Genomic DNA, 18973 nt, shown 5'->3' on the forward strand with positions numbered 1-18973 from the left:
CGGGCGAGCCGCTCAGGCGGAGAAGGCGCCGGCCTTGACGCCCGCGATGAATTCCGCGAATGCGGCGGAGGGGATGGTGAGGGTGGGGCCGTCCGGGGCTTTGCTGTCCCGGACGGGGACGGCGCCGGTTGCTATGCCGGAAGCGGGAGACCACTCCAGGCAGTTGCCGCCGTCCGGACTGCTGTGGGTCGACTTGACCCAGGGGAACGGCAGGTAAGGCTTCACAATGCCTCCGTTTGCTGCGCGGACTTCCCGGCGCGCGCCGTGCGAGTCGTACGGTCGGCGTAGGACGACGACTCCCGTACGCGCCCTGCCACTAGAGGTGATGCCCGAGAGCTTGGACAGGCGGAGCAGCTCCGGCTTGCTGCGGCGGTGCAGGGACGACAGTACGCGGAACACCTCCCGCGCCGTGGGGTGGATGCGCGCCATTTGCGGGGCCGCGTCCCATGCGGCGCTCAGGCTCTCCAAGGCGCCGTCGCGGTCGCCCACGTCCAGCTGAGCGCGAGCGAGGTTCATCTTGGTCGGGCCGACGCGGGTGGCGGGCAGGCCCGACAGGGCCGTGTCGAGGTTCTCCGCCGCTTCCAGGGCCTCACGCGGACGGCCCAGGTCGAGGCGGGTGGCCAGTACGTGGGTGGTGGTGTTCCGGGGGCCGAAGATCATGTTGTGCCGGTGCCAGTCGCGGTCGTCGAACCACTCGGCGGCTTCCCGCGCGGACGCGATGTGCCGCTCGGCCTCGCGTCGGCCTTCCTGCTTGTCGTTCAGACGTCCGGCCAGGGTCATCCCGCGGAGATTCAGCACGCCTACGGCGAAGGCCCGGTCCTGGCCCGACAGGCCGGACTGGGCCTTCGCGATGGCACGGTCGATGATCGTCAACCCGCCTTCGAAGTCACCGCCGTTGAGGTACGCGCCCGCCCTGTCGCGGGCGGCGATGGCCACTCCCAGCGGGTCGGGTTGCTGTTCGACGGCCCAACGCTGCCGGGTCACGGCCAGCTCCGCCATGTCCATCCAGCGGTGGCGGGCGGCGAGCCAGTACACGCTGCTGTAGACCTCGGCAAGCGCCATCCACGCGGCGGCCGTGTTGACGGTGTGGGCGTAGGTGGTGGCGCTCCTGAGCAGTGGGGGAAGCAGCGCCAGGAGCCGGTTCACCTCTGCGGCGTCGCGGTGCCGCCGCGCTGTTTCCAGCGCGGTGACTATGCCGGCCTCATGGACCTCGTGCTGCCTGGGCAGGTCGTAGTCCCGGATCGCGGAGCGCAGGTCCGCCAGCCGCTGCTCGTCGTCCTGGGAGACCGACGCCCGGCCCGGCACTTCGGCCATGCTGAGGCCCATGGGCTTGCCCAGAGCCGCCGCTACGGCGGAAGTCAGGGCCCGGTCCCCCACCTCGATCTTGGACAGGAGGGAGACGGAGATGTTCGCCCGCGAGGCCAGCTGTGTCTGCGACATGCCGCGCGCTTTGCGGAGAGCCGCGAGGTTCGCGCCAGGTGCCAGTTCCGTGGTCGTGCCCATGTGATCAGCCCTACCCGAGGGGACGCGCCTGCGGCGCAGGCGTTACTGCCGGAGAGCGGAGAATGCGTCGTTTTTGACGCCGACTATGAAGTCCGCGAACGAGTGGGCGGGGAAGGTGAGAACGGGTCCGTGCGGGTCCTTGCTGTCGCGGACCGGAACGATGCCCGTCACCTCAGCCGTCGAGGGGGACCACTCAACGCAGTTGCCTCCCTCCGCGCTGGTGTAGCTCGACTTGACCCACCGAGTCGGACCGATCTTCACGTCAGTTTCTCCATCTGCTCAGCGATCAGACGCGCGCTCTCCCGTGCGGACAATGCGTCGCCGGTCAGTTCATCGTAGGTCCGCAGCGCCGTTCGAACGGAGTCCGGATCGTCCACGATGCCAGCGGTTCGGTAGTTCTCCACGCAGACGGAAACGGTGTGATCGGGGGAGGTGATGAGCGACACCGGCCAGTCGCTGAACAGATGGCCGGGTGCGTCCAAGGGGAGGATCTGCACACGCACGGTGGGCCGTGACCCGGCATCTAGCAGGGCCTTCAACTGCCGTCGCATGACGTCGGGAGGGCAGAATCTGCGATACAGGACGGACTCGCACAGCACTAGGCGTACATCCGGTGCCATCCCCCCCTCCAGCACGGCCTTACGCGCCAGCCGGTCGCTCACGAACGCAACGGTTTCCTTGGTGCTGGCTCGCGGGAAGCCGCCCTTGAACAGGCAGCGTGCGTAGTCGGCGGTGTGAAACAGCCCGGGTACGAGGGTCGGTGACCATTCCCGGATGGCCACAGCGGCGCGCTCCATGGCCATGCGCCGCCGGTAGAGCGTGGGGTAGGACGCCGCCACTGCCTCCTCGTAAAGCCGCTTGAACTTCCCGTCCGTCGCGAACACTTCGTCCAGCCGTGGCGGAATGTCCGGAGGGATCGCCCCGTGACACGTCTCCACGCGCGAAATCGTGCTCTTCGACGTGCGTAGCAGTTTGGCCAGGTGGGCCTGTGTCAATGGCGCCGGGTCATGCAGTTCCCGTGCGCTGCGGCATTCTTCGGCGAACTCCCGGCGTGGGTCCTCCGGGGTGTCAACTTCTTCGTCCACGATTCTCCCGACTCAGGGTCTGGTCATGGCTCTGGGGAAGGGGGTTTCCGGTGGTCAGCGGCGCGTGCATATGCCGCACGGCCCAGCTCTCAGGTTGGGCGCCCGAATCCTCCAAGGCTACTGAATCGTGCGCCACTCTGTAACCAGTTGGCCGCACTGAGTGAATGTGCGGTTCTGGAACAGGTGAGGTACTGCCCATGGGTGTCACAGGAAGGACCGGTGCGACCGTTGAAGGCCGCTCGGGAGAACGCGACTTGGAGCCGGCGCCCGTCCCCGGCTGCACCGTGTGCGCGTCCGCGTACCGGGACCGGGAGCCCGCTCGGGCCGACGGTCACTTGCTCACCGTGCTGAGCTGCAACGGCGTCATCGCCGGTCACCCCCACGGACGAGGGGGGCGGGCATGACGGAATGGCGTTCGGCCCAAGGGGGTGCCGGGGAGTTCCCAGGGTGTGCGGAATTGGCGCGCGCCCTGGTCGTCGCGCTGAAGGCCGGGGACCGGTCCAGGGCGACCGACTGCCAAGTCCTGATCCGTCGGCACCCCCACCACGGTGGCGGCGACAAGCTGCCCGGCCAGCCCTACCCGGGCCCGCACCAGCCGCCGACACCGGACGGCGGACCCGGTGTTCCCAATCCGCCGAAGGTTGTGTAGGCATGGCGTGCGAACGTCAGCGGCCCGTGAGTACCGAGTTGGGCCTCGCCCTCGTCCGCACCGGCGTGCTGTCCGCCGAGTGGGCGCCGTCGTACGCGGCCGTCCCCCGGTCGGCCTTTCTGCCCGCGCTCATGTGGCCGTGGGACATGGAGGCCGGGCACAGCGTGTTCGTCTCCCGGGCCGACGAGCCGGAGCGGTGGCGGGCCTGTGCCGACGCGGACTGTCCGGTGGTCACGCAGTGGGACGACGGGGACCACGCCGGTACGGAACCGGGCGTGGCGGCCACCAGTTCCGCGTCCATGCCGTCGGTGGTGTTCCGGATGCTGCGGGAACTGGACCTGCGGCCCGGTCACAAGGTGCTGGAGATCGGGACGGCCACGGGGTGGAACGCGGCGCTGCTGGCGCACCGGGCCGGGGCGGGGCGGGTGGTCAGTGTGGAGGTGGACGAGGGGGTTGCGGAGCGGGCGCGTGGGGTGTTGGAGCGGTTCGGCAGCGCCGTACGTGTTGTTCACGGGGATGGCGGGCTGGGGTATCCCGAGGGGGCGCCGTACGACCGGATCGTCGGGACCTGTGGGGTCCGCCGCTTTCCCTGGGCGTGGGTCGAGCAGTGCCGGCCCGGGGGAATGCTCGTGGCGCCTTGGGGGACGCATTACAGCAATGCCGACGGCCTGGTCCGTCTGGTGGTGGCGGAGGACGGTCGCAGCGCTTCGGGGAAATTCACCGGGCCGGTGGAATTCATGAAGCTGCGGGCACATCGGCTGCGGCCGGTTGAGCACGCGGAGTACGTTCCGGGGAGTGTGAGGGGCGGGGACGAGACGTCCACGGAACTCACGGAGGAGGAATTCACGGGCGGGGCGTTCGGGCCGCAACGGTTTGTGATCGGGCTGCGGGTGCCCGACTGTGTGCAGGTCGAGGCGGAGAAGCGGGACGGCGCGCGCCCGGTGTGGCTCTACGGCCTGCGGGACCGGTCCTGGGCGTGTGCGTACTTCCGGGACGGCGGGGGAGCCCGCGTCTGGCAGGGCGGCCCGCGCCGGCTCTGGGACGAGGCGGAGGCCGCACACCGGTGGTGGGAAGGGAATGGCCGGCCCGGGCATGAACGGTTCGGTCTGACCGTCACCGAGGAGGGTGAAGAGGTGTGGCTGGACGATCCGGCGAAAAGGGCAGGTTTTCGCGGGATTGGCGGTGAATTGGGTGACGGCTGGGAATGCTGATCGCTTCGGCTACAGTGATCGACTGTTATCAGCCACACCTCAACGGGTCGGTCGGTACGACTCGTTATGTGAACGGGGAGCTTCATGCGTCGACGTATCACCACACTTGCCGTGTCCGCCGCACTCGCGGGCGGCGTCCTGTTCGCGGCCGTTCCCGCGCAGGCGGCCCAGGGCGCCGTGGCGGCCCGTGGGAAGGTCACCTGCCACATCGGCCAGATGAGCCAGGAGGCCAAGGCGCACAGGTCCAAGGCCGCGAAGCTGGACGCCCGCGGTCAGCACAAGGCCGCCGGCAAGGAGCGTGCCAAGGCGCGGGCGATCGAGAAGCGGATCAAGCAGTGCCAGGACGCGGACAGGAACAACCCCGGCCCGTTCGGCAGCTGAGGTCTGATCGCCGGATGTCTTCGGGGCGGGTTCCGGAGGTAGACGGCCCTTGAGGCGGACGGTCTCAAAGATGAGCGAGCCGCTGCCCGGCGAGGAAATCGCCGGGCGGCGGCTCGTTCGCGTTCTCTCCCTGATCGGTGTGAGGTGTCGCGAATTCCTCCGCGCGCACGTCGCACTGCTACAGATCGTCAACTGATCGGTTCTCACGGGGCTGGTCGCCGCACCGCCCCCGCGTGAGGGTTTTCAGGAGGCGGAAGTGCGGCATTCGCGCACTCCGCCGCCCCTGCCGCGCCGAGTTCTCAGGCGCATCCCCGAGCGAAGGAAGCACCCCCATGCGCGCCCTTGTGGTCGATCACGGCGAGGCCGGACCCGTCCGATTCGCCGACGTGGACGAGCCCGTACCGGCCGGCGACGAAGCGTTGGTCGAGATACGGCACATCGCTCTCAACTTCGGCGAGCTGAATTACGTGCGCCAGTGGCCGGCCGGCGCCGTGCACGGCCACGACGCGGCCGGTGTCGTGGTGCGCGCCGCGGCCGACGGCTCGGGGCCGCCCGAAGGGACGCGCGTCGCGCTGGGGATGTCCGCCCACGCGTGGGCGGAGCGGGTGGCCGTCCGCCCCGCCTCGCTCGGCACCGTCCCCGAGGGCGTGGAACTGGCCGACGCGGCCGCGCTGGGGATCGCCGGAGTCACCGCGCTGCGGGTGCTGCGCAAGCGGTCCCTGCTGGCGCGCGACGTGCTGATCACCGGCGCCAGCGGGGGCGTGGGGCACTTCGCCGTCCAGCTGGCGGCGTTGGCGGGCGCCCGGGTGACGGCGCTCGTGGGTTCGCCGGAGCGGGCCGCCGGACTCCGCGAACTCGGGGCCGACACGGTCCTGACCGACCTGGCCGGGGCCGAGTGCCGGTTCGACCTCGTCCTGGACACGGTCGGCGGGCCGCTGCTGGCCCAGGCGTGGAACCTCCTCGCCGAGGGCGGCACCCTCCACGTGGTCGGCTACTCCTCGGGGCAGGACACCACGTTCCCGTCCGGGGTCCTGTTCGGTTTCGGCGAACCCCGCAGCATCGCCACCTACGGCGACATGACGCCGACCAGCGCAGAGCTGACGGACCTGTTGGGCCTTGTGGCCGCCGGGCGGCTCTCGGTACCGGTCGGACTGCGCGGCGGCTGGCAGGACGTGGACGACGCCGTCCGGGCACTGTTCGCGCGGACGGTGCACGGAAAGATCGTTCTTGACGTGGTCTGACGCCCGTCGAGGAGAATGGAACGATGGACGTACTCGCGGAGGCCCTGCGTGTATCGGGCGCGCGAGGGGCGCTCGGGGTCGTACTGAAGGCCGGAGGAAGCTGGGGCCTGTGGCTGGACCCCTCTCCGGCAGCGGCGCTGCACGTGGTGTCCCGCGGCTCGATGTGGCTCCATGTCCCGGGCGGGAGACCCCTGGAGATGCAGGCGGGAGACGCCGTGCTGCTGTCGCCGGGCACCGCCCACGGGATCGCCGGCGGGGCCGGTACGGTGCTGGGCCCCTGCGACCGGAAGGCGACCGACCAGGCCCTCACCGACGGCAGCGCCCTGCATCTGGGCTCGGCGCCGGCGGAGACGGAAGTGCTCGTCCTGCGCTACGAGCAGGACCCGGAGGTGAGCACGCCGGTGCTCACCTCCCTCGCCCGGCCGATGCACGTCACGAGCCGGGAGAACGCGCAGCTCAGCAGGACGGTCGAGCTTCTCACGGCGGAGCTCGCACAGCCGCAGATCGGCACCACCGCCGCCGTCAACAGCATCGTCGACCTGCTGCTCATCCAGTTCGTTCGGGTCTGGCTGGCCCGTCACCCGGAGGAGCCGTCCGGCTCCTGGCTGGGCGCGATGCGTGATCCGGTCGTACGCGACGCGCTGGCCTGTGTCCACGCCCGACCGGAACACCCCTGGACCACCGAGTCCCTGGCGGCCGCGACGGCGGTCTCCCGCACGACGCTGTCCAGGCACTTCCGGTCCGCGCTCGGTCAGACGCCGGGCGCCTACGTGACGCAGTGGCGCATGGACCTGGCGTCCGTCCGGCTCCGCGACACCGACGAGCCGGTCGAGTCGATCTCCGGCGCGGTCGGCTACGCCTCGCCGCACGCTTTCAGCCGTGCCTTCCGACGTGCCCGGGGCATGCCGCCGGGCGAGTACCGTTCCCGGTTTCGCGCGTGATCGCCTTCCAGCGTGCGGCCGGTGCCGGCCGTCGGCCGCACACTGGAGGGGTCAGGTCACTTGCCGTCCACCTTGTACTGGCCGACTTCGAGGAAGTACCGCAGTGACTCCGGCGTGTTGTTGTCGAGGACCTCGTTGACCGCCTTACGGAGAGCCTTGCTGATGTTCGGCCTGGTGAGGATTCTGGCGACGGCCACGCGGTCGTCATCGGCCTGGGCGAGGCGGTAGCCGGTTTCGAGGAAGGCGCGGAACTCTTCGGGCGTGCCGTTGTTGTCGAGGAGCTGGTAGATCTCCTTCTTGACCCCGGGACCGATTTCCTTGCGCGCCAGGATGGTGGAGACGGCTACCTGGTCGTCCTCGAAACGGGCGAGGCGGTAACCCGTTTCGAGGAAGGCGCGCAATTCTTCCGGCGTGCCGTTGTCGAGGAGCTGGTAAATGGCTTCCTTGACTGCGCGGCCGGTGTCCTTGCGGGCGAGGATGCTGGAGATCGCGACGCGGTCGTCCTCGGCCTGGGCGAGTCGGTGACCGGTTTCGAGGAAGGCGCGGAGGGCTTCGGGGCTGCCGTCGGAAAGGGCTCTGGCGGCCTCGCGCTTCACGCCCTTGCCGATGTTCTTGTCCGCCAGAATGCGCGAGACCGCTGCGCGAAGGTCGTCCGTCGACATCTCGCCGACCGGCGTCTCGGGCGTGGCTGCCACGGGGGCCGTCGCGGCCGTACGGGCGGTGGCGGACGCCGGGGCGGCGAGCGCCGGGGTGGCCAGGAGCAGGGCCGGGGCCAGGGCGGTGGCGGCGACGATCAGGGTGGCGCGGGTCGGCCTCATGGGTGGGGTGCCTCCGGAGTCGGACTGTCGATGAAGAGATCATCGCGCCGGTTCGCCCCGGTGTCATTGCCGGAATTTGGCAATGTCGTTCGGGTGTTGACGGCGCCCGTATACCCGTCGGCCGGCGGGCTGGTCAATGCGCCAGGTCCGGTCGTTCCCCGCGCCCGCCGGGGCCATGGCTCCCGTGGCTGTCGGGCCGTCGGCTGTCCGGAAGCGTGTCGGAAAAATGGGTTGAGATCCGTCTTTATCCTGCGCTTAACATGACCGCATGAAGATCACTCGAATCGCGGCCGCCGTGGCTGCCGCGGCGCTCGCCCCTGCCCTCTTCCTCGCCACCCCGGCCCTCGCCGACAGCGCTCAGCGGACGAGCGCGTCCGCGCCGGCCGCCGAGGCCGAGCAGATGCCCATGGTGATGCAATTCCATGACCTGCCGAGCACCTTCACGGCGGGCGGCGATTGGACGCAGTTCTCGCTTTCCATGGAGAACGGGTACGACTACGCCGTAACCCACTACTGGTCCCACATCGTGTTCCACACGACCGGCTCCACGAAGGGCCAACTCCGGTTCGGCGACGCCGAACTTCAGTACTTCGCGGGCGGAGAGTGGCACCCGTTGGTGGTCGAGTACGGCGACCGCCGTTTCACCACCCACATCTGCCCGCGGGCGAACCCTATTCCGGCTCGGGACCCGCATTTCACCGAATGGGGGAACTGCCCCGCGCCGATCGACGCGGTGCAGCCGGGCGGTACGCACACCCTGAAGCTCCGGATGCGTTTCGCCGCGAGCGCGCCCGCGACCCGGGTCCTGGCGATAGCGAACGACTACGCCAGCCACCCGAGCGGTGAACTGTCGACGACCTGGTTCCCCAACCGGGCGCGCTTCAGCATTGTCCCGGCCGAGAAGCCCGTACAGCAGTAAGCGGTAATCGGCGGGCCGCCGCCCGCCGGATACCGGCGGCGGCCGGGCCATTAGAAAAACGTTAGGTCAGCGGGACAGAGTGAGGGGCGTCCACATGACGTCCCGTGACCGTCTTCGGTCGTCTCCGGTGAATTCCGACAGGAGTCCCATGTCCCGCCCCACCTCTCCCGACATCGGCGCCGGATCGCGCCGGCGGTCCCGCCCCCTGGTGCGTCTGCTCACGGTCTGTGCCGCCCTGGGCGCGGGGCTGCTCGCGCCCGGTGCCGCCGGGGCGGCCGGCTCGCGGAACCAGGACGCCTACCGGGACCTCGGGTCGACGACCCGGCTGGACTGGATGGCGAACATCGCGGACGACACCTCGCTGGCGGCGATGTCCCTGCCCGGCACCCACGACACACTCTCCGTCCACGGCGGCGCCGCCGTCCAGACCCAGGAGGACTTCGGCGACAGTGCGAAGACCCTGAAGGCGCAGTTGGAACACGGAATCCGCGCCATCGACATCCGAGTCCGCGTCAGCGGGGGCGTGTCCTTCACGGTCCACCACGGAGTGGTCTACCAGAAGGCCAACTTCGATGACGTCCTGAGTGAGACACGGGCCTTCCTGAAGAAGTATCCGAGCGAGACGGTCGTGATGCGCCTGAGGTCCGAGTGCCCTTACGGGAAATCCGGCCCCGTCGATTGTGCGCACGAGCAAAAGCCCAAGTGTCCGGAAGGGCAGTCCGACTCCGACGATTGCTCGAAGAAGCCGCAGCCGGTGACGTCGAGCGATGTCCGGACGCTCTTCGGCAAGTACGTGTCGAACTACCGGGGCCTGTTCTACTCGCCTTCGGTGTCGGGCGGGGGCAGCGCGCCCGTTCCCCGTCTCGCGGACGTCCGCGGCAAGCTGGTCCTGGGCAGCTTCGACAACGTCGACAGTGGCGCGTACGGTATCCAGACCTTCAACAAGAACCAGGAAGACCACTGGAACGCGGAGACCGTCGATCGGAAGTGGGACTACGTCAAGGGGAACGTCGACAAGGCGGCCCGCGACGAGAACGACGAGATGTACGTGACGTACGCCTCCGCGTCCAAGGGGCTCACCCGGCTCCCGTTCGAGTACGCCGGCGGGTACTGGCAGGAGCAGGGCGGCGTTCGCACTGAAGTCCAGGGCGTCAACTACCGGCTGATGAAGCACCTCAACGCCGGTGACAGTGGCCGCGTCGGCACGGTCATGATGGACTTCCCCGGCTGGGCCCTGATAGACAACATCATCTCCCGCAACAACGGCCACATCCCCAAGGGCGGCGGCAACCGGGCGATCTGGCTGGTCAACTCCGACAAGACGTACGTCAACAGTCAGTACAGGCGCTGCATGGTGCGGGGCCCGGAGTTCGACAGCTCCAAGTCCGGCGGTCTGGTCACCCAGCGCGAATGCCAGTCGAAGGCGCCCAGCAGTCACCAGTGGGGGGCCGAGAAGCCCACGTCCTTCGACAGCAAGGGCTACTTCCAGATCAAGACGAGCACCGGCAAGTGCCTGACCGTCCCCTACAACAACGGCACGCCGCCGTCGGCCGGCACCCAGCTGTTCTGGTGGGACTGCGAGACCCGCTGGTTCTCGGGCAGCCAGATGTGGAATGTCGTCCCGACCAAGATCGGGTCCGTGAGCGACTCCAAGAAGAGCTTCCGGTTCATCAACAACTGGACCAATCTCTGCCTGTCGATGGACCCGGCCACCGCCTCCGCCAACGGCGGCAAGGTGACCCAGGACACCTGCCCGAAGTAGGCGGGCCGGGAGCGGGAGCGGGGGCCGGTCAGTCCCCGCTCCCGCCTCCGCTTTCCGTCTCCCGCCGCCACGACTCCAGCTCCGCCCGCACCCTCCGGTCCATCGCCATCGAGAGTTCCGCGTCGACGATGCCCTTGGAGATGGGGCGGAGTTTTTCGACGGTCCGGGTGATGTGGGCGAGTTCGGCCGGGTCGACGGTGGCGCCGGTCGCGGCGCGGTCGAGGACGTCGGCCAGGACGTGGGTGCGGATGACGGAGATGAACAGGCCGGCCAGGGCGTCGGCGTGGGCGCGGACCTCGCGGCCCGCCTGGAGGACGGCGGAGAGCGGTACGCCGCTGGCGACGAGTTCGGTGGAGGCGTCGAGCAGGCGGCGGCTGATGTGCACGAACTCGTCGCCGTCCACGGCCAGGTAGCCGATGTCGAGGGAGGCGGAGAGGTTCTCCGGGGTGACGTCGTCCTTGAAGTGGTCGGCGAGTTCCTCGGGGGTCAGGCGTACGGGGGTCTCCTCGGACCAGGGGGCCACGAGGGTGTTCTCCAGGCCGAGGAGTTCGCCGACGTCGCGGCCGGTGTCGAAGGCGGCGAGGAGTTCGGCGATGCCGCCCAGGGTGTGGCCGCGTTCGAGCAGGCCGGCGATGGTGTGGAGGCGGGCGAGGTGGTGCTCGTTGTACCAGGCGATGCGGCCTTCGCGGCGCGGCGGCGGGATGAGCTTGCGCTCGCGGTAGAAGCGCAGGGTGCGGACGGTGATGCCGGCCGCTTCGGCGAGGTCGGCCATGCGGAACTCGCGGGTGCCGGGTCCGGGGGCGCCGGCCGGGGAGTCCGGGACCGCTTCGTCCGGGACGGGCGCCCCGTTGCTGTTCTCTGCCACGCCTTCACCCTATGTCGCCCCACCGGGCCCCGGCCGAGGTGCAACCAGCGGTAACTTCCCGCCGCACACCCCCTACCGCTCGGTACGTCCGTGTCCTACCCTCCAATCGTGCCAGTGATTGCTGGCGCGATTGATGCGAAGGCTTGACGTTCTGACGGTCAACTCGGGAGGCGGCGGCATGGCCGAGCGCGAACACGAGCACGTACGGGTGGCGGTGATCGGATCGGGGTTCGGTGGTCTGGGGGCGGCCGTCCGGCTGCGGCGCCAGGGCATCACCGACTTCGTGGTCCTGGAGCGGGCCGGCTCGGTGGGCGGCACCTGGCGTGACAACAGCTATCCGGGATGCGCGTGCGACGTGCCCTCGCACCTGTACTCGTTCTCCTTCGCGCCCAACCCCGAGTGGCCGCGCAACTTCTCCGGGCAGCCGCACATCCGCGCGTACCTGGAGCGGGTCACCGACACCTTCGGGCTGCGGCCGCACCTGCGGTTCGACTCGGAGGTGCGCAGCCTGCGGTGGAACGGGGAGGAGCTGCACTGGGAGGTGGAGACGGCCGGTGGGGCGCTGACCGCCGACGTGGTGGTGTCGGCGACCGGCCCGCTCTCCGACCCCAAGGTGCCGGACGTGCCGGGGCTGGACACGTTCCCCGGCAAGGTGTTCCACTCGGCGCGCTGGGACCACGACTACGACCTGCGCGGCAAGCGGATCGCCATGATCGGTACGGGCGCCTCGGCGATCCAGATCGTGCCGTCGGTCCAGCCGACGGTCGACCGCCTCACCCTCTTCCAGCGCACCCCGGCCTGGGTGCTGCCGCGCGCCGACCGGCGGATCAGCGGTCTGGAGCGCTGGCTGCACACCAAGATCCCCGCGACCCGGGTGGCGCGCCGCGGACTGCTGTGGGGCATACGGGAGATGCAGGTCAGCGCGTTCACCAAGCGTCCGAACGAGCTGGGGCTGATCGAGGGCCTGGCCAGGGGCCACCTGAAGCGGGCCGTGAAGGACCCGGCGCTGCGGGCCAAGCTGACGCCGGACTACCGCATCGGGTGCAAGCGGATCCTGCTGTCGAACACGTACTACCCGGCGCTGACGCAGCCGAACGTGGACGTGGTGGCGAGCGGGCTGAAGGAGGTCCGGGGCAACGTGCTGGTCGCCTCGGACGGTACGGAGACCGAGGCGGACGCGATCGTCTTCGGCACCGGCTTCCACGTCACCGACATGCCGATCGCCCACCGGGTCACCGGCGCCAACGGCACCACCCTCGCCGAGGAGTGGAAGGACGGCATGGAGTCGCTGCGCGGCGCCAGCGCGGCCGGCTTCCCCAACTTCCTCACCATCATCGGGCCCAACACGGGCCTCGGGAACAGCTCGATGATCCTGATGATCGAGTCCCAGCTCAACTACCTGGTCGACTACATGAGGCAGCTGGACGTGCTGGGCGGGACGAGGAAGATCGCGCTGAACGCGCGGCCGTCCGCGGTGCACGCCTGGACGCGCGGCATCCAGCGGCGGATGGAGCGCACGGTGTGGACCACCGGCGGCTGCGACAGCTGGTACCTGGACGCCAACGGCCGCAACACGACGGCCTGGCCGGGCACGACCGCCGAGTTCCGGAGGCTGACGCGGGAGGTGGACCTCGCGGAGTACGAAGTGCTGCGCGCACCGGCGTCCCGTACGGGCGCACGGGCCGGGCAGACCACGAAGGCGGTGGCGTGATGGCACCGACCCCCATGACGCGCGGACGGTACGCCCCGCCCGTACCGCGCCGCGAACTGACCGCCACCTCCGCCGACGGCTCCCGGCTGCACGTGGAGGTCCACGGGCCGGAGACGCCCGGCACCCCCGCCGTCGTCCTGTCGCACGGCTGGACCTGTTCGACCGCCTTCTGGGCTCCGGTCGTCAGGGATCTCGCCGCCGACCACAAGGTGGTGCTCTACGACCAGCGGGGGCACGGCCGCACCCCGGCGGTGGGCCCGCGCGGCTACAGCACCACCGCGCTCGCCGACGACCTGACCGCCGTCCTCGGCGCCGCGCTGGAGCCGGGGGAGCGGGCGGTGCTGGCCGGGCACTCCATGGGCGGCATGACGATGATGGCCTCCGCCGAACGCCCGGAGTTCCGGGAGCGGGCCGCCGCCGTCCTGCTGTGCAGCACCGGCAGCGCGAACCTGACGGCGGAGTCCCTGGTGATCCCGCTGCGTTCGCCGGGCGGACGGCGCGTCGCGCACCAGGTCGTCCTCGGGTCGCGGGCGCCGCTCGGGCCGGTCAGCGCGGTCGCCAAGCGGATCCTGAAGTACGCCACGATGGGGCCGGCCGCCACGCCCGAGCAGGTCGAGGCGTGCGCGCGCATCGTGCACGCCTGCCAGGTACGGCCGCGGGCGAAGTGGGGCAAGGTGCTCGGCGGGCTGGACCTGACCGGCGGGGCCGCCCGGCTGGAGGTGCCGACCGCCGTCGTCGCGGGCACCGCCGACCGGCTCACCCCGATCGTCCTCTCCCGGCGGCTGGCCTCCGTACTGCCCCAGTTCCTGGGACTGACCGAACTGCCCGGAGCCGGGCACATGACACCCATCGAGGAGCCGGACGCGGTCATCGGCCGCATCCGGGAGCTGGTACGCGATCACCTGCCGGCCCGTGACGACCGCGTCGAGGCGGCCACCGAAGCGAAGGAGAAGACCGTATGAGCGCACGCAGGAGCCTGGAAGGGCAGGTCGCCGTCGTCACCGGCGCGGCCCGCGGGGTCGGCGAACTCCTCGCCCGCAAACTGTCCGCACGCGGCGCCACGCTCGCGCTCGTCGGCCTGGAGCCGGAGGAACTGGCGCGCGTCGCCGCCTCGATGCACGGCGAGGCGGCGCACTGGCACGCCGACGTGACCGACCACGAGGCGATGGCCCAGGTGGCGCGCGAGGTCAAGGCGCGCTTCGGCAAGGTGGACATCGTGGTCGCCAACGCCGGGGTGGCCACCGGCGGCCCGTTCGTGGACTCCGACCCGGTGTCCTGGCGGCGGGTCGTCGAGGTCAACCTCATCGGCGGCGCGGTCACGGGGCGGGCGTTCCTGCCCGTCCTGATGGAGTCGCGCGGCTACTTCCTCCAGATAGCCTCGCTCGCCGCGCTCACCCCGGCGCCGATGATGACCGCCTACTGTGCCTCCAAGTCCGGTGTCGAGGCGTTCGCGCACAGCCTGCGCGCCGAGGTCGGCTACAAGGGCGTACGGGTCGGCGTCGGCTACCTGAGCTGGACCGACACCGACATGGTGCGCGGCGCCGACCAGGACGACATCATGCGCGAGCTGCGGCAGCGACTGCCCTGGCCGACGAACAAGACGTACCCGCTGAGCCCGGCCGTGGACCGGATCGTGGCGGGCATCGAACGCCGCTCCTCGCACGTGTACGGACAGTGGTGGCTGCGCGGCATGCAGTCGGTCCGCGGGTATCTGCCGTCCGTCATCGGGACGGTGGGGCAGCGCGAGATGCGGCGCTTCGGCGACCGGCTGGAGGGGATGCGCGTGGGACTGGTCGGCGCGGGCGGGGAGGCGGACGAGAAGGTGCGCGCGAATCGCTGAGGAGGGCTGACGGGGTGGGGCGCACCCGTCGCGGTACTGGCGGGTGCGCCCCGAACCCGGCGGTGCGACGGGTTACTTGACGACCTTCAGCGACGTCGGCCACCCGTACCGCTGCGCCGCCGCGAAGAGGTTCTTGATGTCCGCGGGGGCCAGCTTCACGCAGCCCAGCGAGCGGTAGTCCCCGTCGCCGTCCCAGCGGTACGGGCTGTCGCGGCCCGGGACCGCGATGCCCTGGGCGCCGTCCGAGCGCATCTCGCTGTGCACGAACAGCGCGGTGCGCGGGGTGCGGCCGTCCCGGCACACCTTGTCGGCGACGTGGATCGCGTAGCCGTTGATGCCGTCCCGCCCGCCCTTCTTGCGGGTGGTGTGCGAGAGCACCCGGTACGTGCCGTCCGGCAGCCAGCCCTTGTTCCGTACGCATTCGTCGCGGCCCGCCGTGCCGCCCTGGCCGGACCCGGCGCGGTAGTCGGCCAGCACCTTGCCGGTGCCGGTCTGCACCAGGCGCACCCGGGACGTGGCCGGGTCGCGCTGGTTCTTCTCGAAGACCAGGTGGGTGGGGCTCGCGCTGCCGGGGGGCGGGGCGGCGTGGGCGGGTGCCGTGGCCGTGGCGAGGCCCGCCGTCAACGCTGCGGTGACGGCCAGTGACGCTGTGCGTATGTGTGTTCCCATGCAGGTGCTCCTGTCGTGCGGGGACGGTGCTCAGCCGCTGCGGGGCGGCAGTGGGGGCCGCCGCCGGTCCGGTACGCCGGACAGGTCGGGCGGCTTCGCGGCGGGGTGGCGTTCCAGGAGGTCCAGCGCGGTACGGACGGCGACGCCGAGCTGCGGGTGGCGGCCCTCGGCCCAGTCCAGCGGGGAGCGCGGCGCCTCGATGTCCGGCTCCACGCCGTGGTTCTCCACGCCCCAGCCGTACGCCTCGAACCAGGCGGCGTTCATCGGCACGGTGATGTACGTACCGTCGCCCAGCCGGTGCCGCCCGGTCATCCCGACCACGCCGCCCCAGGTGCGCAGGCCCACGACCGGGCCGATGCCCTGCAGTTTGAACGCGGCGGTGATCATGTCGCCGTCGGAGGACGTCATCTCGTCGGCGACGGCGACGACCGGGCCGCGCGGCGCGTTGCTCGCGTAACTGACCGGCCGCGCGTCACGGGTCAGGTCCCAGCCGACGATGGTGCGGGTCAGCTTCTCCACGACCAGCTCGGAGATGTTGCCGCCGGCGTTGCCCCGTACGTCCACGATCAGCGCGGGCCGTGAGACCTCCATCCGCAGGTCGCGGTTGAACTGCGCCCAGCCGGAGCCGCCCATGTCGGGGATGTGGAGGTAGCCGCACTTGCCGTCGCTCAGTTCCCGTACGACCGCGCGGCGCTTGGCCACCCAGTCCTGGTAGCGCAGCGGCCGTTCGTCGACCAGCGGGACCACCGCGACCCGCCGCGACGGGCCGCCGCCCTCCGGCGCGAACGTCAGCTCGACGGTGGTGCCGCCGGCCGCGGACAGCAGTGGATACGGACCGGCCACCGGATCGACCCGGCGGCCGTCCACGTGCGTGAGCGCGGCGCCCTCGCGGATGCCCGTACCGGCCAGCGGCGAGCGGGCCCGGGAGTCGGAGGAGTCGCCGGGCAGGATGCGCCGCACCACCCAGTAGCCGTCCTTGAAGACGAAGTTGGCGCCGAGCAGGCCGATCGCGCGCTGGTAGTGCGGCGGGCCCTCGTTGCGCTTGCCCGCCGTGACGTACGCGTGCGAGGTGCCCAGCTCGCCCAGCACCTCGCGCATCAGGTCGGCGAACTCGTCGGGCGAGGCGACCCGTTCGACCAGCGGCCGGTACTGCTCCAGCACCGCCTCCCAGTCGACACCGCACAGCCCGGGGTCCCAGAAGTAGGCGCGGATGATCCGGCCCGCCTCGTCGTACGCCTGGCGCCACTCGGCGGGCGGGTCCACCTCGTGCAGGATGCGCCGCGGGTCCAGATGCACGGTCGAGTCGGCGTCCGGCGGCTCGGTCGCGGGCACCGCCCGCAGGTCGCCCTCGTCGTTGACGACCAGCCGGGTGCCGTCGCCGCTGAGCGCGTACGCGTCGATGGCGCCGGTCAGTTCGGTGCGCTTGGCCTTGACCAGGTCGAAGTGTTCCAGCGTCGGCTGGCCCGAGGTGTTGTCGGGATTGGCGAAGGTCTCGCCGAGCGCGCCGGAGATCGGCCAGCGCAGCCAGACCAGCCCGCCGCCCGCGACCGGGCGCAGCGCCGAGTACTTCGACGCCGACACCGGGAACGGCGTCACCCGGCTCGCCAGCCCCTCCACCTCCACCAGCGCCGTGCCCTCGGCCGTCACCGGGGCCTCCGCCGGGTCCAGGCCGCCCGCCGCGGGCCGCCCGTCCGCGGAGAGCTGGAAGGGGGAGGGCGTGGCGGAGGACAGCGGTACGAGGTAGGGGCGGCAGCCGAGCGGGAAGGACAGGTCGCCGGTGTGCACGTCGTAGACCGGGTCGAAGCCGCGCCAGGACAGGAACGCGAGATAGCGGCCGTCGCGGGTGAAGACCGGCTGCTCGTCCTCGAAGCGGCCGTTGGTGACGTCCACGACGGTGCTGGCGGCCTCCGTGCCGTCTTCGGAGCCGTTGCCGGTCAGCCGGGCCATCTTGATGCTGCGCAGCGTCCGGCCGATGCCCGGGTGGGACCAGGTCAGCCAGCCCGAGTCGGGGGAGAACGCCAGGTCGCGCACCGGCCCGTTGTCCGACCTGATCAGTTCGGTGACCCGGCCCGCGCCGTCGCCGTCGGCCGACACGTCGACGAGCAGCAGCCGCCCGTCGTGCGCGGCCACCGCCAGCCGTTCGCCGTCCGGCGCGGCGACCAGTTCGTGCACCCGGCCGAGCCGGCCGGCCGCCAGGCGGTGCGGGTCGCGCGGGATGCCGGCCTTGGGCAGGTCGGCGATCTCGATGGCGTCGTCGCCCTCGGCGGAGGTGATGTAGGCGATCCGGCCGGTCGAGCCGAGCATCTCGGGCAACCGGACGCGGACCCCCGGCTCGTCGTGGATGGTGCGTGCCGGGCCGTCGCGGTGGGTGAGCCAGTACAGACTGCCGCGGACGCCGACGGCGCTGGCCCGCCCGGTGGTGTCCACGGCGAGGGAGGTGATGTGCGAGCCGGCCGGGATCTGGTACGTACGGCGTCCGGCGCGCGGGCCGCCGAGCTGCACCCGCAGGCGGCGCGGTGTGCCGCCCGGGCTCAGGTCGTCCACCAGCCACAGGTCGCCGCCGCACTGGTAGACGACGCGCTGCCCGTCGGTGGCGGCGTGCCGGGCGTAGAAGTCGGCGTGGTCGGTGTGCCGCCGCAGGTCGGTGCTGTCCGGCTTGCAGGAGTAGAGGTTGGCGATGCCCTCGTGGTCGGAGAGGAACGCGATCCGGTCGCCGACGAACATCACCGCGTCCAGGTGGCCGCGCAGGTCCGGCACGAGCCGGGTGCCGTGCAGCCACATCCGGCCCATCGCGCCGCCCCGGTAGCGCTTCCAGGAGGCGGGCTCGTGCGGCGGCTTGCCGGTGAGCAGCAGCGTCTTGCGGTCCACCGAGTCGTCGTGGCCGCCTCCGCCGTCCTTGCCGTCGTCCCCGTCGCCGACGTGCCCGTACGGATGGCCGTCGCCCTCCAGCCGGTGCCCGTCCGCGGTGAAGTCGGCGACCGCGATGTCCGAGACCGGGCCCCAGGGCAGCCGGCCGCCGGGGCTGCCGTCGGTGGGGACGCTGTAGGCCCAGGAGTAGTACGAGAAGGGCTGGCCGTGCGAGGAGACGGCCAGGATCTGGCCGTCCGGGGTCCAGCCGCAGACCCGGGCGTCGGTGCTCCCCCAATAGGTGAGGCGGCGGGCCGGGCCGCCCTCGACCGGGGCGAGGTGGATCTCCGGGTCGAGGCTGCGCCACGTGGTGAAGGCGATCTGTCTGCCGTCCGGGGAGATCCGGGGGTGGCTGATCCGGGTGCGGTCCACCGTCAGCCGCCAGGCCCGTGGCGTACTGCCGCCCTCGGTCGTCAGCGGTGCCACCCAGAGGTCGTCCTCGGCGGCGAAACACAGCATCTCGCCGTGGAG

General features: G+C 71.0%; 17 protein-coding genes. 10 read left to right on the plus strand and 7 right to left on the minus strand.

Annotation, left to right across the window (positions count from 1 at the left end):
* Positions 1-12: 12 nt before the first annotated feature.
* Genes OEIGOIKO_RS24660 through OEIGOIKO_RS24670 form a run of 3 tightly spaced genes read right to left on the minus strand, consistent with a single transcriptional unit; the run spans position 13 to position 2588 of the window.
* Positions 13-1503, minus strand: a complete 1491-nt coding sequence (locus OEIGOIKO_RS24660) for a DUF397 domain-containing protein (RefSeq protein ID WP_125055846.1) — start codon at positions 1501-1503, stop codon at positions 13-15.
* A gap of 42 nt (positions 1504-1545) precedes the next feature.
* Entirely contained in the window at positions 1546-1764 is a 219-nt protein-coding gene (locus OEIGOIKO_RS24665) for a DUF397 domain-containing protein (RefSeq protein ID WP_125055847.1), read from the minus strand.
* Complete coding sequence (locus OEIGOIKO_RS24670) at positions 1761-2588, minus strand: helix-turn-helix domain-containing protein (protein ID WP_125055848.1); 828 nt, start codon at positions 2586-2588, stop codon at positions 1761-1763. The genes OEIGOIKO_RS24665 and OEIGOIKO_RS24670 overlap by 4 nt, the downstream gene beginning before the upstream one ends.
* A 651-nt stretch (positions 2589-3239) precedes the next feature.
* Here OEIGOIKO_RS24670 and OEIGOIKO_RS24685 point away from each other — a divergent pair.
* The 5 genes from OEIGOIKO_RS24685 to OEIGOIKO_RS24700 all read left to right on the plus strand — a co-directional run bounded on the left by OEIGOIKO_RS24685 (position 3240) and on the right by OEIGOIKO_RS24700 (position 7011).
* A complete protein-coding gene (locus OEIGOIKO_RS24685; protein ID WP_125055851.1) occupies positions 3240-4448 on the plus strand; it encodes a methyltransferase domain-containing protein in 1209 nt (402 codons plus the stop codon).
* Positions 4449-4532: 84 nt separating this feature from the next.
* The gene (locus tag OEIGOIKO_RS24690) at positions 4533-4829 is read left to right on the plus strand and encodes a hypothetical protein (RefSeq protein ID WP_125055852.1); all 297 of its coding nucleotides are present in this window, start codon (positions 4533-4535) and stop codon (positions 4827-4829) included.
* 70 nt (positions 4830-4899) lie between these two features.
* Positions 4900-5025: a hypothetical protein gene (locus OEIGOIKO_RS43580; RefSeq protein ID WP_281288384.1), complete on the plus strand. Its 126-nt coding sequence runs from the start codon at positions 4900-4902 to the stop codon at positions 5023-5025.
* Between the two features lie 136 nt (positions 5026-5161).
* Complete coding sequence (locus tag OEIGOIKO_RS24695; RefSeq protein WP_125055853.1) at positions 5162-6070, plus strand: zinc-binding dehydrogenase; 909 nt, start codon at positions 5162-5164, stop codon at positions 6068-6070.
* A 23-nt stretch (positions 6071-6093) separates the two neighbouring features.
* The gene (locus OEIGOIKO_RS24700; protein ID WP_125055854.1) at positions 6094-7011 is read left to right on the plus strand and encodes an AraC family transcriptional regulator; all 918 of its coding nucleotides are present in this window, start codon (positions 6094-6096) and stop codon (positions 7009-7011) included.
* 56 nt (positions 7012-7067) lie between these two features.
* Here OEIGOIKO_RS24700 and OEIGOIKO_RS24705 read toward each other — a convergent pair whose 3' ends face one another.
* Positions 7068-7829, minus strand: coding sequence for an ALF repeat-containing protein (locus OEIGOIKO_RS24705; RefSeq protein WP_125055855.1), 762 nt, complete (start codon positions 7827-7829; stop codon positions 7068-7070).
* A gap of 268 nt (positions 7830-8097) precedes the next feature.
* Between OEIGOIKO_RS24705 and OEIGOIKO_RS24710 the strand changes: the two genes are divergently transcribed.
* Both OEIGOIKO_RS24710 and OEIGOIKO_RS24715 read left to right on the plus strand, forming a co-directional pair.
* Positions 8098-8748: a hypothetical protein gene (locus OEIGOIKO_RS24710; protein ID WP_125055856.1), complete on the plus strand. Its 651-nt coding sequence runs from the start codon at positions 8098-8100 to the stop codon at positions 8746-8748.
* Positions 8749-8896: 148 nt separating this feature from the next.
* Positions 8897-10510: a phosphatidylinositol-specific phospholipase C domain-containing protein gene (locus OEIGOIKO_RS24715; protein WP_170251839.1), complete on the plus strand. Its 1614-nt coding sequence runs from the start codon at positions 8897-8899 to the stop codon at positions 10508-10510.
* A 28-nt stretch (positions 10511-10538) separates the two neighbouring features.
* Here OEIGOIKO_RS24715 and OEIGOIKO_RS24720 read toward each other — a convergent pair whose 3' ends face one another.
* Positions 10539-11282 (minus strand): MerR family transcriptional regulator, encoded by a 744-nt coding sequence (locus OEIGOIKO_RS24720; RefSeq protein ID WP_125058919.1) that lies wholly within the window; start codon positions 11280-11282, stop codon positions 10539-10541.
* A gap of 271 nt (positions 11283-11553) precedes the next feature.
* Here OEIGOIKO_RS24720 and OEIGOIKO_RS24725 point away from each other — a divergent pair, with 271 nt between their 5' ends.
* Genes OEIGOIKO_RS24725 through OEIGOIKO_RS24735 form a run of 3 tightly spaced genes read left to right on the plus strand, consistent with a single transcriptional unit; the run spans position 11554 to position 14926 of the window.
* A complete protein-coding gene (locus OEIGOIKO_RS24725) occupies positions 11554-13086 on the plus strand; it encodes a flavin-containing monooxygenase (protein WP_125055858.1) in 1533 nt (510 codons plus the stop codon).
* Positions 13086-14048, plus strand: a complete 963-nt coding sequence (locus OEIGOIKO_RS24730; RefSeq protein ID WP_125055859.1) for an alpha/beta fold hydrolase — start codon at positions 13086-13088, stop codon at positions 14046-14048. The genes OEIGOIKO_RS24725 and OEIGOIKO_RS24730 overlap by 1 nt, the downstream gene beginning before the upstream one ends.
* Entirely contained in the window at positions 14045-14926 is an 882-nt protein-coding gene (locus OEIGOIKO_RS24735; RefSeq protein ID WP_125055860.1) for an SDR family oxidoreductase, read from the plus strand. The genes OEIGOIKO_RS24730 and OEIGOIKO_RS24735 overlap by 4 nt, the downstream gene beginning before the upstream one ends.
* Before the next feature lie 72 nt (positions 14927-14998).
* Here OEIGOIKO_RS24735 and OEIGOIKO_RS24740 read toward each other — a convergent pair whose 3' ends face one another.
* Both OEIGOIKO_RS24740 and OEIGOIKO_RS24745 read right to left on the minus strand, forming a co-directional pair.
* A complete protein-coding gene (locus OEIGOIKO_RS24740) occupies positions 14999-15595 on the minus strand; it encodes a L,D-transpeptidase family protein (RefSeq protein WP_125055861.1) in 597 nt (198 codons plus the stop codon).
* A gap of 30 nt (positions 15596-15625) precedes the next feature.
* Positions 15626-18961, minus strand: a complete 3336-nt coding sequence (locus OEIGOIKO_RS24745) for a S41 family peptidase (RefSeq protein ID WP_246178094.1) — start codon at positions 18959-18961, stop codon at positions 15626-15628.
* Positions 18962-18973: the final 12 nt, after the last annotated feature.

The sequence above is a fragment of the Streptomyces paromomycinus genome (assembly GCF_003865155.1).
In the GTDB taxonomy this organism is placed as follows: domain Bacteria; phylum Actinomycetota; class Actinomycetes; order Streptomycetales; family Streptomycetaceae; genus Streptomyces; species Streptomyces chrestomyceticus.

What these genes read in the sequence shown, in the direction of transcription:
- OEIGOIKO_RS24660 (WP_125055846.1), bottom strand. Translation starts at nt 1,503, where the DNA reads ATGGGCACGACCACGGAACTGGCACCTGGCGCGAACCTCGCGGCTCTC.
- OEIGOIKO_RS24685 (WP_125055851.1), top strand. Translation starts at nt 3,240, where the DNA reads ATGGCGTGCGAACGTCAGCGGCCCGTGAGTACCGAGTTGGGCCTCGCC.
- OEIGOIKO_RS24690 (WP_125055852.1), top strand. Translation starts at nt 4,533, where the DNA reads ATGCGTCGACGTATCACCACACTTGCCGTGTCCGCCGCACTCGCGGGC.
- OEIGOIKO_RS43580 (WP_281288384.1), top strand. Translation starts at nt 4,900, where the DNA reads ATGAGCGAGCCGCTGCCCGGCGAGGAAATCGCCGGGCGGCGGCTCGTT.
- OEIGOIKO_RS24695 (WP_125055853.1), top strand. Translation starts at nt 5,162, where the DNA reads ATGCGCGCCCTTGTGGTCGATCACGGCGAGGCCGGACCCGTCCGATTC.
- OEIGOIKO_RS24700 (WP_125055854.1), top strand. Translation starts at nt 6,094, where the DNA reads ATGGACGTACTCGCGGAGGCCCTGCGTGTATCGGGCGCGCGAGGGGCG.
- OEIGOIKO_RS24705 (WP_125055855.1), bottom strand. Translation starts at nt 7,829, where the DNA reads ATGAGGCCGACCCGCGCCACCCTGATCGTCGCCGCCACCGCCCTGGCC.
- OEIGOIKO_RS24710 (WP_125055856.1), top strand. Translation starts at nt 8,098, where the DNA reads ATGAAGATCACTCGAATCGCGGCCGCCGTGGCTGCCGCGGCGCTCGCC.
- OEIGOIKO_RS24715 (WP_170251839.1), top strand. Translation starts at nt 8,897, where the DNA reads ATGTCCCGCCCCACCTCTCCCGACATCGGCGCCGGATCGCGCCGGCGG.
- OEIGOIKO_RS24720 (WP_125058919.1), bottom strand. Translation starts at nt 11,282, where the DNA reads ATGGCCGACCTCGCCGAAGCGGCCGGCATCACCGTCCGCACCCTGCGC.
- OEIGOIKO_RS24725 (WP_125055858.1), top strand. Translation starts at nt 11,554, where the DNA reads ATGGCCGAGCGCGAACACGAGCACGTACGGGTGGCGGTGATCGGATCG.
- OEIGOIKO_RS24730 (WP_125055859.1), top strand. Translation starts at nt 13,086, where the DNA reads ATGGCACCGACCCCCATGACGCGCGGACGGTACGCCCCGCCCGTACCG.
- OEIGOIKO_RS24735 (WP_125055860.1), top strand. Translation starts at nt 14,045, where the DNA reads ATGAGCGCACGCAGGAGCCTGGAAGGGCAGGTCGCCGTCGTCACCGGC.
- OEIGOIKO_RS24740 (WP_125055861.1), bottom strand. Translation starts at nt 15,595, where the DNA reads ATGGGAACACACATACGCACAGCGTCACTGGCCGTCACCGCAGCGTTG.
- OEIGOIKO_RS24745 (WP_246178094.1), bottom strand. Translation starts at nt 18,961, where the DNA reads ATGCTGTGTTTCGCCGCCGAGGACGACCTCTGGGTGGCACCGCTGACG.